The sequence below is a fragment of the Pedobacter sp. W3I1 genome, from assembly GCF_030816015.1.
In the GTDB taxonomy this organism is placed as follows: Bacteria; Bacteroidota; Bacteroidia; order Sphingobacteriales; family Sphingobacteriaceae; genus Pedobacter.
The window spans coordinates 4,451,651-4,469,345 of record NZ_JAUSXN010000001.1 but is presented as its reverse complement, the minus strand read 5'-3'; the positions used below and the strand labels follow the sequence as shown (position 1 = coordinate 4,469,345).

Annotated in this window: 15 protein-coding genes; 8 read left to right on the top strand and 7 right to left on the bottom strand. The window is 40.2% G+C overall.

Annotated features, from left to right (window positions below):
* Positions 1–170: 170 nt before the first annotated feature.
* Together QF042_RS18220 and QF042_RS18215 are read right to left on the bottom strand one after the other, a co-directional pair.
* Positions 171–899, bottom strand: a complete 729-nt coding sequence (locus QF042_RS18220; protein ID WP_307531013.1) for a LytTR family DNA-binding domain-containing protein — start codon at positions 897–899, stop codon at positions 171–173.
* 101 nt (positions 900–1,000) lie between these two features.
* Positions 1,001–1,321 carry a hypothetical protein gene (locus QF042_RS18215; protein ID WP_307531011.1) on the bottom strand — a complete coding sequence of 107 codons (321 nt, stop codon included), beginning with the start codon at positions 1,319–1,321 and terminating at the stop codon, positions 1,001–1,003.
* 654 nt (positions 1,322–1,975) lie between these two features.
* Here QF042_RS18215 and QF042_RS18210 point away from each other — a divergent pair.
* The 3 genes from QF042_RS18210 to QF042_RS18200 are packed head-to-tail and all read left to right on the top strand — an operon-like array spanning position 1,976 to position 7,192.
* Positions 1,976–2,536: a TlpA disulfide reductase family protein gene (locus QF042_RS18210; protein ID WP_307531009.1), complete on the top strand. Its 561-nt coding sequence runs from the start codon at positions 1,976–1,978 to the stop codon at positions 2,534–2,536.
* Between the two features lies 1 nt (position 2,537).
* Positions 2,538–5,798 (top strand): SusC/RagA family TonB-linked outer membrane protein, encoded by a 3,261-nt coding sequence (locus tag QF042_RS18205; RefSeq protein WP_307531007.1) that lies wholly within the window; start codon positions 2,538–2,540, stop codon positions 5,796–5,798.
* 23 nt (positions 5,799–5,821) lie between these two features.
* Positions 5,822–7,192 (top strand): RagB/SusD family nutrient uptake outer membrane protein, encoded by a 1,371-nt coding sequence (locus QF042_RS18200; RefSeq protein ID WP_307531005.1) that lies wholly within the window; start codon positions 5,822–5,824, stop codon positions 7,190–7,192.
* A gap of 65 nt (positions 7,193–7,257) precedes the next feature.
* On the opposite strand, the gene QF042_RS18195 is transcribed toward QF042_RS18200, so the two are convergent.
* The 4 genes from QF042_RS18195 to QF042_RS18185 form a co-directional block, all read right to left on the bottom strand.
* Positions 7,258–7,638, bottom strand: a complete 381-nt coding sequence (locus QF042_RS18195; protein WP_307531002.1) for a hypothetical protein — start codon at positions 7,636–7,638, stop codon at positions 7,258–7,260.
* A gap of 126 nt (positions 7,639–7,764) precedes the next feature.
* Complete coding sequence (locus tag QF042_RS26355; RefSeq protein WP_373459078.1) at positions 7,765–8,190, bottom strand: MauE/DoxX family redox-associated membrane protein; 426 nt, start codon at positions 8,188–8,190, stop codon at positions 7,765–7,767.
* Positions 8,191–8,298: 108 nt separating this feature from the next.
* Positions 8,299–8,889 (bottom strand): hypothetical protein, encoded by a 591-nt coding sequence (locus QF042_RS18190; protein WP_307531001.1) that lies wholly within the window; start codon positions 8,887–8,889, stop codon positions 8,299–8,301.
* 190 nt (positions 8,890–9,079) lie between these two features.
* Complete coding sequence (locus tag QF042_RS18185; RefSeq protein WP_307530999.1) at positions 9,080–10,204, bottom strand: hypothetical protein; 1,125 nt, start codon at positions 10,202–10,204, stop codon at positions 9,080–9,082.
* A gap of 298 nt (positions 10,205–10,502) precedes the next feature.
* Here QF042_RS18185 and QF042_RS18180 point away from each other — a divergent pair, with 298 nt between their 5' ends.
* The 4 genes from QF042_RS18180 to QF042_RS18165 all read left to right on the top strand — a co-directional run bounded on the left by QF042_RS18180 (position 10,503) and on the right by QF042_RS18165 (position 12,748).
* Positions 10,503–10,778, top strand: coding sequence for an AlpA family transcriptional regulator (locus tag QF042_RS18180; RefSeq protein WP_307530997.1), 276 nt, complete (start codon positions 10,503–10,505; stop codon positions 10,776–10,778).
* A 250-nt stretch (positions 10,779–11,028) separates the two neighbouring features.
* Positions 11,029–11,223 (top strand): hypothetical protein, encoded by a 195-nt coding sequence (locus QF042_RS18175; protein WP_307530995.1) that lies wholly within the window; start codon positions 11,029–11,031, stop codon positions 11,221–11,223.
* Between the two features lie 54 nt (positions 11,224–11,277).
* A complete protein-coding gene (locus QF042_RS18170; RefSeq protein WP_307530993.1) occupies positions 11,278–11,559 on the top strand; it encodes a DUF3805 domain-containing protein in 282 nt (93 codons plus the stop codon).
* Positions 11,560–12,493: 934 nt separating this feature from the next.
* Positions 12,494–12,748, top strand: a complete 255-nt coding sequence (locus QF042_RS18165) for a hypothetical protein (RefSeq protein ID WP_307530991.1) — start codon at positions 12,494–12,496, stop codon at positions 12,746–12,748.
* A 205-nt stretch (positions 12,749–12,953) separates the two neighbouring features.
* Here QF042_RS18165 and QF042_RS18160 read toward each other — a convergent pair whose 3' ends face one another.
* Positions 12,954–13,109 (bottom strand): hypothetical protein, encoded by a 156-nt coding sequence (locus tag QF042_RS18160; RefSeq protein ID WP_307530989.1) that lies wholly within the window; start codon positions 13,107–13,109, stop codon positions 12,954–12,956.
* Between the two features lie 660 nt (positions 13,110–13,769).
* Here QF042_RS18160 and QF042_RS18155 point away from each other — a divergent pair.
* Positions 13,770–17,678 (top strand): PKD domain-containing protein, encoded by a 3,909-nt coding sequence (locus QF042_RS18155; RefSeq protein ID WP_307530987.1) that lies wholly within the window; start codon positions 13,770–13,772, stop codon positions 17,676–17,678.
* Positions 17,679–17,695: the final 17 nt, after the last annotated feature.

Sequence of the window (17,695 nt, the reverse complement as noted above, 5' to 3'; positions counted from 1 at the left end):
ATAAAAAAAAGCTATGAAACAGCAGCAGAACAGGCTGAAGAAAAAAACAGTTTTTATCTTCCGCACGGCTAGGGACCGTAATCCCCTAAGCACTGATCCGACAACGAGCAGTCTTACCATTACGGTTACCGGGACGCATCTAGGCGTGAACCGTTAATCATTCTGACAAGTTAAATCCGGCCGGTTAACAGCGTCTTTTCCTCTAAAAATTTGAGTAGCCCCTTTTTGTACGAGTTTCCCATCTGGACCTGGAATCCCTCTCCAAGGTTGATCGTATTGCCTACTATTTTCTTGATTTTTTTTGCGTTGACTACATGTGAGCGGTGTACCCTGTAAAAGAGGTCTTCACAGAATATTTTTTCTACTTCCTTTAGGGTAAGGTAGACCAACTCTGATTTTTCCGCAGTAACCATACTGACATAGTTTTTTGCGCTTTCAAAATATATGATTTTCTGTTTTTTGATGCGGGTGAGCTTTCCCTTTTCTCCGGTCTTGAAGAACTTGATATTTTTTCCCGGATCTTCGTATTTAGACAGTTCATTATCTATAATACCCATTACGGTGGTGGTGAACTTGGGAAGGGTTATGGGTTTGAGCAGATAATGGTTGGCCCTGACTTCAAATGCTTCAAGTGATCTGTTGAATGCACTGGTAAAGATTATGGCCCTGGCTTTAGACCTTAGGTCTGGTGCGAGTTCTAGCCCTGAAAGATTTGGCATCTCGATGTCAAGGAATATAATGTCGATCCGATCTTCTGGGGTAATCCCTGAAAGGGCTTCAAGAGGATCGTTGAAGGTTTTGACCAGCTCGAGGTTGGCCATTGAACCGATGTAGGAGGTGAGTAGCGAAACTGCGTGTTTTTCATCGTCGATGATCACGCATCTTATCTTATTTTTCATAAGCTTTGGTACGATTAGATGTAGATGTCTATTATATTATTTCATTTTTTTTAGTCGTTTAGTGGTTAATAATAAGGATAATAAGGTGTTCAATGTATAGACTACTTAGTCTTTTTAAATTTTTTCATTTTCTCTTGAATTTTCTCTTCGATCTGATTTTGGATAATATCATGGATAATATTTGGATCTATTTGAATTGCATAGGCTAAGACATTAATGTGAAGAACTGAAAATTGGCCAGGATTAACCAATTTTGAATGATACGCACTATAATTTAGACCCAAAAGTTTAGAGACTTTTGTTGGACTGTAACTCACTAGTTGATACATCGTAGCAATTGAACCAGAAACGAACATTGATCTGATAGAGAGGAAGTCAGGATCCATTTTATCTAATTCAATATTTTCTTTCCAAATTGTCATTCATGCTCGATTTATACTAAAATCAGAAAAGATTGTTTTATCCGTCCTCAATAAGTACGAATCATAAATAAAAATTTGCTTTTCGTAAATTTTATTCCTATTTTTATAGTTATTATTAATAGGTATTTATTAGAGTCTTGCAACTTCATATCTCAAGCCGTTGACGCAAGACAGCAGATATATACCCATAACTTTTTTAGAAATGCTATATTCGCATATCTGAATAAGTATGGGTTCTGCTGTAATTCCGTGTCAACATAAGGCTTGAGAACTGAATGAAGTTACGGTTTGCAGAATCCATATTTATTAGGTGCTGCTCATTCCATCAAGACTCGTATAACCAATACGAGCATGAAAAAAGATAATCCTTTATTCCGATTAATTGACCGATTCTTCGGGTTTGGATTGTTTGGCGTGTGCTTAGGTATCCTTATTTTTCTATCGTCCCTTTTCTTTTCTTTACGTCTGTGTCCATTTGATAGGATGTATGCAGTGAAACCCCGTAACCCTGAGTGATGTTGGTTTTACCTACAGGTGGCAACGCTTAAATTTTATTATAGATTGGGTATTGGTTCTTAACCGCCTGTAGGTTTTTTATTGGTTTGATTTCTAATCAGGCCTGGTTTCCAATTAATCAACTAACTAAAAACTGTTATGAAAAAATCGATAATATTTATCGTAGTGGCTATGCTATGCCTTTTATTTAAAGCTTATGGACAAGGCCTGCCTATTCAAAATATAAAACCATTAGCAATAGGGGATAAGGTTCCCGAAATTGTTTTTGAAAAAATCCTAAACGGTAATAAACAGCCAATTTCACTTTCTTCACTAAAGGGAAAAGCGGTTATCCTTGACTTTTGGGCAACGTGGTGCAGTGCATGTATAAAGGGTTTTCCGCACATGCAAGAACTTCAACAGAAGTATGGTAAAAATCTTCAGGTGCTTCTGATAGGGGATTCAGTAAGAGATACGGAAGAGAAGTTGACTAAGTTCCTGCTAGACCGTGAAAAAGATGGATCGCCTTTGACTCTTCCGGTAGCATACAATGATCTGCTTACGAAGCTGCTCTTTCCGCACAAGATGTTTCCGCATTACGTCTGGATAGGCGCTGATCGAAGGGTGAAAGCAATCACCCGCGGAATTGAGGTTACAGATATCAATGTGGACAGGTTTGTTGCTGGCCTGGAATTATCATTACCCAAAAAGGATTTATAATATGAAAATGATATGCTGTTTGTGGCTACGATGGGAAATATTATTTTTTCCTGGGCTATTGTTTTTGATTGTTTTCTCTCCTTCAGATATTTATGCACAAGAAAATAGGTTTGAAAAACTTACAGTACCTGTTAAGATATCTGGGAAGATTATCGTTGCTGATGCAGCAGAAAATGGCATCTATATCAGGTCAAAGACAGGGGGGACGAGTACGAGCGATTCGGTCGGTAATTTTTCCCGTACGGTGAAATTTCTTCCGGATACATTAAAGTTTTCGAAAGTAGGATTGTTTCCTATTGTTCGGATTCTCAGGAAACTGGAGGATTTAAAGAGTCCTTTGATAATCCGTATGGTTGCAGAAGTTAAGGTCCTGGAAGAAGTGCAGGTAAATACAGGCTATCAGCGTGTAAAACCAAATGAGATTAATGGAGCGGTGTCTGTCATTGATGAAAGGATGCTGGGAGCGCGGACAGGAACAAATGTTCTTGACCGTATTTTGGGGCAGACTTCAGCCGTACTGTTGAATACCGGGAAAACCAATAGTAACCCACAGAATAAAACCGGGATTTCTATACGTGGGTTGGGTACCATCAATGGGCCTCTTGATCCTTTGATTGTGCTGGATGGATTTATTTATGAAGGGGACATTAACAATATTAATCCGTTCGATATCGAAAGCGTTTCTGTGTTGAAGGATGCCTCAGCTTCATCAATCTGGGGCGCGCGCGCAGGAAATGGGGTAATTGTGATCACCTCAAAAAAAGCAAAGCTTAACCAGGCGCTAAATGTATCTTTTAATGCAAATGCGACGATTAAATCGATGCCTGATTTAAATTCCCTTTCAGAAATGACTGTTTCAGAAAATATTGAGGCAGAAAAGTTTCTTTTTGATAACGGGTTTTTCAATAACAGGATAAACAATGGTTATGCTGCCCTTTCACCTGCTGTGGAGCTCTTTTTGGCAAGACGCAATGGTAAACTTTCCGATGCAGAGGTTAATAGTAAACTGGATGCTTTCCGCTCAGGGAATCTTAAACAGGATTGGTTGAATGAGTTTTATACGCATGCGCTTACCCAGCAGTATGGGCTGAATATAAGATCTGGTACAGCAAAGCATGCTTACTCAATAACCGGAGGGCTGGATAATGCTTACGACCAGAATTATGCAGTTTCAAAAAGATATAATTTAAGGTTTTCTAATGATATTTTAATTACTCCGAAACTATGGCTATCAACGTCTTTAAACTTAAGTTTTGCATCTACAAAATCAGGAAGGCCTTCCTATGGATCTATTACTTATGCGGGCAGGCAACCTTATCAGTTTTTAAGGGATGCATCTGGAAATTCAATAAAATGGGCACAGACCTACAGACCAGCATTCGTTGATACTTTGGGAAATGGAAAGCTGCTTGACTGGAACAGTTATCCAACAGAGGACTACAAGCATGCTATTGCTACGACTTCAAGGCAGGAAATACTGGGGTCGGTTGCGCTGAAATACCGCTTTACAAATGATCTTGACTTAGAGGCAGGATACCAAAGGCAAAAGCAGAATGGGACAAATGTCCAGCATTTTGATATGGGGAGTTATTTTGCCCGGAATGTCATTAATTCCTTCAGCCAGCTGAACCGTTCCACCGGTGTTGTTAAGTACATTGTTCCTTTGGGAGGAATACTCAATACAGGTACCAGTGAGGTGAATTCCGCTACCGGAAGATTGCAGTTGAACTTTAATAAAAACATAGGGGTTTCTTCTATAACTGCTATAATGGGTGCCGAGGCCAGGGAGGGACAGACGATTGGTAATGGGAATTCGATGTATGGTTATCGGGAAGACCCATTGGTTTATCAGCCTGTGGACCTGGTGGGGCTTTACCCACATTTTATCACGGGAGCAAATCAGCAAGTTCCAAATTCGCTTAGCCTTACCAGTAATCAATATCGGTTTTTGAGTTTTTACACTAATGCATCATATAGTTATAAAGGGAAATACCGGGTTTCAGGAAGTCTGAGAAGGGACGGCTCGAATGTTTTTGGCGCGGAAACAAATGATAAATGGAAACCTTTATGGTCAGTAGGCCTTGGATGGTCACTTTCACAGGAAGATTTTTACGATATCCCCTGGCTTCCGGTTTTGAGGCTTTCGGCCACCTACGGAAAGAGCGGCAATGTTGACCTTTCAAAAACAGCACAGGCCGTTGCTGTCGCGAGCACAAATACATTGAACAACCTTCCGTTCATAAGGATCAGGGGAATTAATAACCCGGAACTTAGGTGGGAGGAACTTGGACAGTACAACCTGAAAATTGATTTCGCCCTTGCAAAGGAGCGTTTGACGGGATCTTTTTCGGTCTATAAAAAGCATGGATCAGATCTATATGGGTCGTTTCTATATGACTATACTACCTGGGGCGGGTCTGATGAACTGACACGGAACGTGGCAGATATGGAGGGTAGAGGTTTTGATGCAGAATTGCACAGCAGAAATATTTCAGGTGGAAATTTTAAATGGTCAACAGATCTTTATCTCAGCCAGAATAAAAGCAAGACAGTGAAATATTATTCTGCGAACAATAATTTGTCAAAACTGCTCAGCGGTGGCCGCGAAATTACTCCGGTTGTAGGGTTGCCGCTTTATTCAATTTCTGCATATAAATGGGGCGCACTTGATGGATTGGGAAATCCACAGGGGTATCTGAATGGGGTTTTAAGTACAAACTATTCTGCGATTGCAACAGAAGGACGTTTGAATGCTGGCAATATAAATTATATAGGCCCGGCTAACCCGGTATATTTTGGGTCGCTAATCAATTCGTTTGCCTATAAAAATCTCACGGTTTCATTCAATATAAGCTTCAAGCTTGGCTATTTTATGAAAAAAAGCAGTATCGGATATTTTGGGCTGGCGAATTCCGGCATTACAAACAGTGATTATTCCAGTAGGTGGCAGAAGCCGGGGGATGAGCAGGTCACTGATATTCCTTCATTTACCTATCCGTTAAATTCACTAAGAGATTCATTCTATGCTAATGCTGAAGTTAATATTGTTCCTGCTGATCAGATCAGGTTGGATTATGTCAACCTGAGTTACCACCTCAATGCTGAGAGGTGGCGGTTCCCGTTCCGTTCGCTTGATGTTTATCTGAATTCCTCGGACCTTGGAATAATATGGAGGGCCAATAAGTTCGGCCTTGATCCAGATAACCTCGACAGGATTAGTCCTGCCAGAGGATTTACCCTTGGACTAAAGGGGAGCTTTTAATTTTACACCTAATTTATTATGCAATGAATAATAATAAAATAATGATGGTTTTGGCCTGCTTTTTAATAGCAGCCATGATGACCAGCTGCAAAAATTTTCTGAGCCTAAAATCAGACTCAAAGTTACTGGTACCGAAAACCCTTAACGATATTCAAGGTATATTGGACGATGCAGGGCAGATGAATATCGGAAAAACCCCTTCATTTGGGGAGGCTTCGGCGGATGATATTTATATACCGACAAACAACTTAAATTCTTATTCAGAGGTTGCCCGCGATATTTACACATGGAAAAAAGTTGATTATAGGTATCCAAACGACTGGTCGAATGCCTATCTCCCTATTTACAATGCCAATTTTTGTCTTGAACTGCTTGATGAACTGCCAAGAGACGAAGGAAATGCGAAGGCATGGGACAATGCGAAAGGTTCAGCCCTGTTTTTTAGGAGTTTTTATTTCTTTCTGCTTACCATGCAGTTTGGCCAAGGTTATAATGCTTCAACCTCGAATGGTGATCCAGGTATTGTGCTGCGCATGACTTCGGATTTCAATGTCAAGTCTGTGAGATCGCCAGTTTCAGATTGTTTAGAGAGGGCCCTCGCCGATGCTACCGAAGCAGCGTCGTTATTGCCGGAAACCCCGGTGTCTGCAGTCAGGCCATCAAAGGCGGCAGCTTACGCACAACTGTCGAGAATCTATCTTTATATGCGTAATTATAGTGCTGCTTTAAATTATGCAGATAAATGTCTTAAGATTAAGGCAGATCTGATGGATTATAATAATGATACAGATGTGCTGGGCCTTGATCTTGCTGTTACATTCAGGAAGTTTAATAAGGAAACAATTTTTTATACGGAGATGGGTACCGGATTTAGCCTGCATACGCCAAGTCTTTCAAGGATTGACACCAATCTATATGCTTCCTATGGTGTAAACGACCTTCGGCGCAGGGCGTTTTTCAAGGTTAATGCATCATATCAACAATTTAAGGGGAGTTATAGCTCCAGCGCCTCTACCTTATTCAGCGGGATTGCCACAGACGAGGTTTATTTAACACGATCAGAGTGCCGGGCAATGGAGGGTGACATAGAAGGGGCAATGTCAGACCTGAATTTTCTGTTGAAGAAAAGGTGGAAAAATACAGTTACTTATGTTCCGCTGAATGCGGTGGATAAAAGCGATGCGCTGCGAAAAATCCAGTTGGAACGGCGAAAGGAGCTGTTGATGCGTAACCTCCGATGGTCGGATCTTAAAAGGTATAACCTTGAGGGAGCTGAAATCACCTTGGAAAGGAATATTGGATCAACAAAATATTTCCTTCCTCCCAATTCATCATATTATGCACTTCCCTTGCCTACGGATATCATAGAAGAAACAGGGATACCCCAGAATTAGAAGAAATTTAGGTTTAGTTAAGATCAAAGTGCAGGGCCGGATGGCCCTGCCTTTGAATCTGATTACTATCTTGTTTTGTTCACTATAGTCATCAGGTTATCGTCTGAACCTGAAATGTAATAACTTGAAGTAGCAGTGTTCAGGTCAGCCCTTAAATCTGCACTGCTTTCCAGATTTCCCGATCCATCAACAAAGCTATCATCAACGGTTATCGTACAAGGTGCCTGATCTTCGTTATCACAGCTTTCTTGTGGTTCTTCCGAGGTCCAGTTTGATTCGTCGGTTACTTCCGCTTCCGAATAATCAGGGCCATGATAATAAAAGGTAACAGGCGCTCTGTTCAATGTGCCTGTTTTTGCAAATTTAAATGCTGATTGGGTCAAGATCAATGTTAACCCAAAAATAAAGGCGAATACGCCAAAGCTGATTTTTTTTAAATTTTTCATGTTTATGAATGCTTTTTGCATTGAAAAAGCAAGCGAAAAAGTTTAGGTATTGGTGTTTTTTTACACCTGTGATTAGTTTACGGTCAGTGGGAAAAGCTGCTAGACCCACCGTTCAGTTTTGCATCGTTATTTTTCTGACCTCCTTTCTTTTTGTTTGATATAATAGACAGCCCAAAGGTTCAATGATAAAAGTGAAACGTTGAACAGCAGATGTGTTTTCCAGCTCATCTCTTTAAGCACGCCTCCGCAACTACATGGGGTTTTTTCGAAAAATCCAAGCAGTATAAGTATGATGTAAATGGTAAAAACTGTTAAAAGGAAGAGTGACGAATAGAGGCCAGGCATTCTGCTTGCCGGACGGGATAAAAGAAATGCTGTAATTGCTTCTGAAAGTGGTAGTATAACCGATAGTAAAGAAATCAAAGCGTTATTAAAATGCTGTAGTTTTAGCTGATGTCTGAACTCGTGGAATTCAAGAACCTTGGATCCTGCGGTGTAAACCCAAAGGATTATCAATGCGCTCACTGCGAAAATTAAAAACCGTTCTTTCATGCTTCTGAGATTGCTTTCACAAAATTGACTACATGTCTCTTCTTTTAAGGTTCCGCTTCACGATGAAAATTCCCAAAGTTGTAATTTTAAGTTCTTAAAGCGGAACATTTAACTTTTTCCTCCGCTTAGATACTTACTTTTAAGTGTACTTAAGGTATGCGCATGCATTCCTATAGCGTCGGCAATGTCGATAGAGGAAGCCAGCTGAAAGACATTGGGATGGATTTCTAACAGGGAAGCAAGACGATCCTCTGCCTTAAGATTTTTAATGTCAAAAGCAAGGTGAAAGAGTCTATTAAAGTTTTCCAGGCTTATTTTTTCGGTTATCTCATGGAATTCCGGAAACAGCTTGTAGAGATTATGGATATGTCCTGCGGGTATCCCCATTAATGTTGACTCCCTAATCACCATTGTACGTAAATCAAAATCTTCTTGATTTTTTTCTGAAAACTGCGGTAGCATTCCACCTTCAAAATGTAATAGCAGAATAGATTTTCCCGGCTCAAGTTTACTTTCAAGTTTTGTCTTCAATGTCCCCTTATGTATAAATGTTATTGGAAATTCATGCCAGTGAGCCCTTTCCAACGCCCGCCCGTCTGGGAGGATGATCTCACGTATAATAACCTTTAGATATGCCTTCAAAGGACTGCTCATTTGATGATAGGCATCAAGTTTTTTGTAGATTGGTTCGTAATCCATGTTTTTAAATCCAAATAAAAAGGATTTCGATGCTTGGTCAAGTGGTACTTTCTACCACCTCATACCACCCCAAAAAAATGGACTTAATTTTTTTTGATTTTATATTCCCTCAATGATTCATTTTCATGACAACGCGTTAGAACGGTAGCTTCACTGGTTATCGGGAGGGGATCCTATGTCCATGAAAAGATTAAAATTGGCTTTGGGCTTTGGCAAGCATCTCAGCTAACTTATCACTTACAATGCCGATATCGACAGAACTTGGAACGTAATAGCCATTACTGAAACTTTTCTCTGAAATTCTTTCCGTTTCAGTTGTACTGACATGCGAAATAATGTATTCATGAACCCTTTTTGCCTTTCGCTCGGTTATGATACCCACTTCTACCGCAAGAAATATAAGGTAGGCCAGCTGCTTTACCGAAAGTGAGACTTTATATTTAGCGTCGAGTATCCCTGAATTCATCAGTTCTGAGTTTAGGAAATCAAGTTGTTTCATAAAGTCAAGCTCAGATTCGAGCATCTGGAGCAGTGAAAGGTTTATTTGCGGTAGAAGTGGGGTATAGGAAATGGTGTTTTCAATTGGCACCTGGCAGATCTGCTTTTTCAGGAAGATAAGTTCCCTGAAATGTTCTGAAATGGTAACAGAATCCCTAAGTTTTCCGCTTATATTATGTAGGTAATATTCAAAGAACCTAGGATGGTTAAATTTCCAGGAAATCAGGTTATTTATTAATGTTTCCTTTGGAACATGCTTTTTTACATTCCGGTGCAGATAATTAAGTAGCTGATCGCTGAATGCTAAATGCCGAAAGCGTGGTGGATCTGCCAGTCTTAAATATAATGCATCTAACAATATTTCGATAAGTTCCTGATCTATATTGGATTTTTTAAACAATAAAACATATTCTTCAATTGTTATATCAAGTTGTTTCAAATGATCTGAAACTGTCTTTTTGGTTAAAATAGTGTTGTAATCAAACTGGTCGCGGAAATAAGTGTGTATGTGCCAAATGATGGTTTCTATTCCATTTAGCATTGATTCAAGTAGCTTTTCCAGATCGTCGGTCAGATCCCCCTTAAATGAAACAATATTTTCTATTTCCTTTGCCGTCCTTGTTAGAGCCCCAAGCTGAAAGTGGATAAAATCGGTGAACGTGGAAATGTTATTGGGTTGATGGGTATCGATCTTTTTAATTATCCTTTGCGTTTCTTCCTCTATGCCTGTCTGCGTCGTTAAATCATCATCATCCAAACTTAGGTTGTTGTTTATGAGATAGATAATCTGTCTAAAATAATCCAGTTGAAAATCCATTTTTGAAAATTTAGGAGGCGTTACATTTTCTCCTAAATTAATTGTGATAATACTTTTTAGTAAATAAACTACACTAGCAGTTATCCTGAAGGGATGAATAGCGCTATTGCCGTGATAAATTGATTAGGTAAGGATTTTTAGTGATTATATACAGAGGGCTCTTATTGCCTATAAAAATTGGGTGGTAACTTTTACCACTGTATTACAACTTGACACTTTGATCATAGATTAGTCTTTTTGCATCAACTGTTTATTGTATCAAAACCAGATTTTTCTATCTGATTTAACGGAAACCGATATGGAAAGACTAAACGCAATCCTGGACGTTTTGCTCAAAATTTATGAACTTATGCAACTGATATATACTAAGTCTTATGGCCAATTAAAACTGCCGGAGGACCAGATGCTGACCCGGCTTGAAGTGATGGAGTATCTGGGGATAAGTGAAAGTACTTATAAGAGAAAGGTAAGAAAGGGAATTTTAAAACCCAGCAAGCTTCCTGGTGGAGACAGATTTTATAAGAGTGAGCTGAGAGAGGAGTTTTTAGAAAGTAAAAGAAGGGGAAGGGTTTGATCGGCAAGATTAAAAGCGGAATTCCGATATTCTCCACGGTTTCTTATAAGTCATTTAAAAACAATGTATTAGAATATTTTCTGCCTCATAACTCTGACACAAGTCTGCCACTAAACGCCCCGGGGCCCAAAAAATCACCCCGTCCGGCAAGGCGAAAAAATCAAAATTCTTCCGAAGAAAATCAAAAAAACATTCGTTACTCAGAACGAAAGTCCGATGGAAAAATCCTCGCAGGCCTAATTTTGGCTTCATGGAAATTCCTGAACTGCCATATACCGTTCCCCGTGTAGTAAAGGGAAGGGTTATCAAAAAAGTTCCTGCAGGCAGTACCATGGAAAAAGAAGCTGCCAAACAAAGTTGGTACGTGGAATTCTTTTTTCATAATTCGGTAAGGTTTCTGGATACCGATAAGGTCATTAAAAGTTTAGGTATAGCAAGTTCATGAAAGAGCTGTAGCCATGTGGTTCTCTTCATTTTTGCTTTTAATGATAACGAGATTATGAACAATAATAACTATATTTCTGGGAATGACTGGTTTAGCTTCACACTAACTGATGGCTGGGCAGAATATGATGATGGAAATGATTCTACCCATGCTTTCTGGAATGAAGCGGAGCCATCATGGACAGGTAATTTTAGGATTACTGCTTTTCAATGGCCAAATGTAACTGATCTAAATGAGGATAAAGCTGATCCATATGTTACCCCAGAGATCCTCGAAAATGCAGGTACAAAGAAAATCAGGTTAGGTCATTATGACTGGGCATATTATAAGAAATAATCTTTCCGAGATGGGGATAATCAAGTGATTTATTATTGGATTAATGGAAAACAGAACGATATATTTATCTGTACATTCTCCGTTGATAAGAAACAAGAGATTATGCCTATTAATGAGAGGGAATTAATATCTGTTCAAAAGATGATCGCTAGTATCATAATCATTTAATGTTTTTTCCAGATAACATTCGATATTTTAAGTTTGGTCACAAAAACTAGTATTTTCATGTAATTTTTTGTGTTATATTTTTTAAAAATGGTATTTTGTGTCATCTAATAAATAATTACAGATATGTCTCTCAGAACTTTCTCCACCTATTCAAGTTTTATTTTCCATCAGCAATTTCTAAACGGGAATAACATTCCATGGATCTTTTTAATTGCTCGACCTGAACGATCAATAAAAGTGCAGATGGCTTAGTTTGTCCAAATAAATACGGATTGATTTGCTTTTGCACCATTTTACTGATTGATTACCAACTCCTGTTTTATCCAAATCTATATTAATATGAACTTAAAACACGCTTTCACTAGCACACAATCTATATGTGTACTTGTTTTTTACTTTTTTTTGTGAAAATGCCTTTGGACAAAAGCATAATATCAATATTATTCCGCTTAGTCCCAATGCTGCAGAATTGACCAAATATGGGGAAATTCCGGTAAGCAATTTTACCGGAATACCTAATATTGGTATTCCGATTTATACTGTTACATCTGGAGGGCGATAAAACTATAATAACGAAAACAGCAGGTGACTTCACAAAAAAACAATTGTTAGAGGCTGGTTATACGAAAGAAGTATTGGACAATATTTATTCGGGTCTTGTAAAAGCGGGCGAAAAAACGCTTACAAACGGCGGCTCAGGGGCATTGAATCCGGCATCTGTCGTAAGGGCCCGGCAAGTTTTAGAAATTTTAAAAACACACTTCTAATGAAAAAAATTAAAATCCAAATTCGGAATTGTAGCAATGGCTCTATGTCAATAACCAAGGAGCCAGAGGCAGTACAGGGATTTATTAGCGAGGGCGATATAATTGATGTTGAAACTAATGAAGAAGAGGACAACATTTTAATTAATGTTGGTAGGAATGATGATGGGTCAATTTATATTCAAATATGGGATGCTCGCAACACAAACTACATAATATATCATAAGGGAAAAGATATGTTTGAAGAGTATTTATAGTAAAAAATGTTGATGTTACAAATTAAATAGTGTGTTAAATTTGTTGGTGACGGAATAGCTAATTAGCCCAGCCCTCAAGCTGAGCCCGAACTGGTCTTAGCGTCCCCTTGCTGGTGCGAGCGTGTCGCTCGTACCTAGAATAAATTATAAGCCCGGCGGTTTAAAAATTCCGGGCTTTGTTATTTCTGTAGCAATCCAAGTTTAATTAGCCTTGCTTTAATGGTTCCATAGGTGCGGGAATGGAGTTTAGCGAGAGGTGCTTTAGAAAGTGGTCGCGGTCCCAGGTTATCGGGTTACCGATATCCATTGTGTCTTTCGAAAAATCAAAACGGTCGCGTTGTTTGAAGTAAATGCTACTCATGTTTTATGAATGATTCAGAACAAGATATTATGGAAGTAAGCTGATGTTTTTTCTAGATGACTGTCCCACCGAAATAGTCAAAATATAATTTGATCAATTACTGTTAAAAATAAAAATAACAAGAAAATTGTAATATCATATAAGATCCGGACTGATCATGTACGTTTGGTTTTTATATTTTAATCCGAGGCGCTATATTATTGCCGTAGAATTCTATAAAGATTGTTTCGTCATATAAACCAAGGCGTTCGTGTAAAATTCTTTGTCAATTTTAGATTTTAGGCGCATTTTTGGTAAAAAAAAATCTTTACATGCGCCTCAATCTAATTTTACCGCACGATCCAAAGTGCATGAATAAATTACATCCTGTATATCCAAAGGGCATCTGTACTGGATTTCTCTTTAACAATTGCTCGTTTGATGTACCATTCCGAGTTGAATCTGATACAGGTTTTGTAATACGGTATGTCCAAATGTGTTATTCCACTTAAATACAATACCTGCAAAAAATCAATCGCTGCTGGCTGGAGAAGCTTGTCGGCTGGGATTATATTTTACCTGTCTGCTCAAAAAACAAAACGATAAAAATACGTGATTACAAAAAAGTACCTTCGGGAGTTTGTTCTCCACTTCAAAAGTTCATCTATAACCCGCTCATCCGTGCAAAAAAAGATCTTACTTCTGCTTATCTACAGCCTCATTTTTAACCATACCGTATTCAGCCAGGGAAAGGATATGGTTTCCGTTGATCCTAACAAAGGTCTGGCCACAGCTGTTATTCCGATTTACACCTTGACCAGGGGCGGGGCGAGTTTTCCGATCAACCTGATTTACGCTGCAAGCGGCATCAAAGTGCAACAGAATCATGATAATGCTGGAATGGGCTGGCACCTATCTGCCAGTGGCAGGATAACGCGCCAGGTGAGGGGACTACCGGATGATAATAGGGGGGCTGGTGACGGAAGTTACAAGGGATGGTTGTCAAATTCCAATGGGACAGGTATCGATAATTTCACCATATCAAATGACGGTAATCAATCGGTATGTGCCGATGAGACGGCTGATATCAATTATATCAACAGCAGTTTTAATTATAAAAGCGACATGGAACCGGATTTGTTCTATGTAAATGCGCCTGGTTTAAACTGCCAGTTCGTTTTTGATAAGGACCATCAGATCCGCACCATTCCTTACCAGGACCTTAAAATAACCTATACAGTGGGTAGCGATCAGAAGATAAACGCCTTTACCGTCGTGGATGACAAAGGCACTGTATATAGTTTTTATGAACTCGAAACAACGACAAAATCTGCAGTCTGGTCGACCTTTGGACTGGCAGGAAATCCCGATTTTTTCAAAGCGGGATATTCGCAATATAAATCTCCGATAACCTATAATTCGTCCTGGTTATTATCAAGTATTTATGACTCAAACAATAATGGGTTTAGCATGAACTACGAAGACCATGGGCAGGTAGCCAGCAGCTCACCTGTTGTGCTCACGTTTAGTTCTCCACACAATCTGGACAGAAAAAACTACCAGTATTCCAATGTAGAAATCAAGAACAACAATAAACTGCTGACCATAGTGCAAAGCGCCAAGGATAGCAGCAGGATTGAATTTGCCTATGGAAATGCACAGGGTACAGCAGATTATATTGTAACCAATATAAAAGTTGCAGGGAAGGATATTATCTTCGATTATGGCCGGGTAGATGGTGCATCAGGGTATCAGCGGTCTTTTTTGACCTCGGTACACGATCGGATAAGCAGTTATCCACTGAACTATAAATTCGGTTATATCGGTTATCCCAACTTCAGCAGCTCCGTGGTTTCGGGTATCCTGCCGGACACTTCATCTAAGCAGATCGATTACTGGGGGTATTATACCAGGTTACAGACCAATACCTCGCTGACCCCTTCGCTTTTTGTCAATCCATCCAATCCTTTGCTGCCTACCTATAAAATACAGGCATCAGCTACACCTGGTACCGACTATACAATCAGCCTTCCAGGGGCCAACCGGATGGCCGATCCAGATTACACAATGACGGGTACCTTAAATAAAATTACCTATCCAGAAGGCGGATCGACTGTTTTGGGTTATGAGCTTAACGATTATTATGACCCTACATCTGCGACGGTGATCAGGGGTGGCGGTATCAGGGTAAAAACGTTGACCGATAACGATAGTAGCAGTGTAAATAACACCCTTGTCAAGAGCTATACTTACGTTAATCCCTCAACAGGCTTATCGAGCGGCAAGCCGGTTTCTTTACCTGTTTTTGCTTTTGTAAGGCCATACACAGGAACCGGGACTACTGCAGATGTGTGGAATTATTCTACCATCCGGAGCGAGAACGATCAAGCGACTGAAGATGGGTCGGTAATATACAGCCACGTTAAAGTCAGCCAGTCGGGTGAGGGAAGTTCGCTGTACGAATATGCTGTGCCAGGGACTAACTGGGAGGTGAGCACTTCGCCGGAATGGAGCCCTACAGTAAATTATTCGGCGCGGATGGACTGCTCGCTGTCGAATAATACCCGGAACGGTGCCTCCTTATATCCCTTTGGACCGAATACCAACTTTGATTTTGAAAGGGGCCTGTTAAAAAAGGTTGTCCATTATGATCAGTCAAACAAGGAAGTGAGTGAATCGAGTTATACTTACCAGCTTACCGGTCAACCATTGACAGTCACCGGTCTGAGGGTGGACAGTAACCAGACCAGTAGGGTGTATGCTAAATATAAGATTTATACATCAAGCTCAGAACAGCTAGTGCAGGAAACCAAAACGGTATTTGAATCCAGTGCATCAAGCCCTCCTCAACAACAGGTCACTACACTTAATTATGTGTATGGTAGTGCATATCATAAGCTGCTTACCCAGCAGAGCAGTACCAATAGTGATGGCAGTATATTGACCAATTACATCAGCTATGCAAAGGACTATACTATTCCTGCGACAACCGATCCAAACCTGCTGGCCATTGAAAACCTAAGGCTGCTGAATATAAATGTGCCTATAGAAAGCCGTTCAACTGTTCAGCGCGATGGGATTACTAAAACTATTAAGGCTGAGCTTACTAAATTTAAAAGCTTCCCGGCGAAACCGGGCTGGCCATTGTTATACCTGCCCACTCAAAAATTGCAACTTGTATCTCCTACTGGCCTTACCGATTTCCAACCGTTCTCTTCCGCTTCGGGTGCTTTTATAAAAGATGCCCGCTACATCCAAGTTGAAAACGATACAGATTACGATCAATATGGCTTTTTATTGACTCGGGATGATGGCAATAAAAATATTCAGACAGTGTTGACCAACCGGTTTTTGGGGCTGCCCGAAGCTGTTGTTACGGGGGCGGTCTTTAACGAGCTAGCCTTTAACGATTTTGAGAGCATTAACAACGGTATCGGTTTTGCAGGGAACAATTTAGGCAACGTTACCGATAACCATACAGGCCGCAAGGCTTTAAGCCTTAACGCATCAGAAACATTGACGGCGACTGTTCAGAAAAGTCCCCGGGCCCAAAATTATGTTTTTTCCTGCTGGATCAAGTCAGCGGCAGCAGGTTCCCTTAATTTAATTTTAACCAGCGGAGGAACAAACTATCCCTACACAGTGGCTTACGCCGCTGACGCAGCCAAGTGGAGGTATTGTGAAATTACGGTTCCGGTAGGCGCCTTGACTGGCAGCATACTGGCCAGTTTTCAGGGTAGCACACAGTTCACGGTAGATGATATTCTTTTTTATCCTGAAAATGCCTCGGTAAGCACTTCCTCTTATGATTTTGCTTCACACCAGAAAACATCTGAGATCGACGCCAGTGGCATTACGACCTATTACTCGTTCGATCCTTATGGCCGCTTAAATAATATCAAAGATCAGGACAAACAGATCGTACTAGCCAAATCTTACATACGAAAGAGCCAGATGGGACCGCCTCCTCCGTTTGTGACTGTTAATTTTTCAGAATCATATGTATCAGGCAAAAAATGGGAAAAGAGACAGATCCAGTTTATCAATGTCAGTACAATCAATAATCCTAATGCCTCTGACATTGTATATACCTGGGATTTTGGGGACGGTTCCGCAACAGTCACCGGCCTGAATAGTACCCACACTTATGCGGCAGCAGGTACATATACTGTTGCGCTCACCGCAACATCTGCATTATACGGAGTTTTAAGTACTAGCCGTCAGCAGGTCATAGAAACGTTGCCGGCGGCAACAGTCACCATAAGGGCAACTAATCATAGCAACGGGGCATCTATTACCAATGTTACCTTAAAGCAGAACGGCATTGTGATCTATAGTATCAAAGGGGTCTTATTAGGTGTTGGATCTAATGTTGTGCCTGACAAATATGATATTGAGCTCACAGTCAGTGGACCATCCGGTAGTTACAACAGCGTCAGGTACACTGGCCACATACGGGCCTGTTTCCCTACAAGTGGGGGCTCAGGAGCCAATACCTATACCCTCAGCGATGACCTGTCTGCTGAAACTGTTGTTGTTTTCGATTTAGAAACCATGAACTGCGATGGAACAGGGGGAAGCCTACAGTGATAAAAATGCCAGACTAC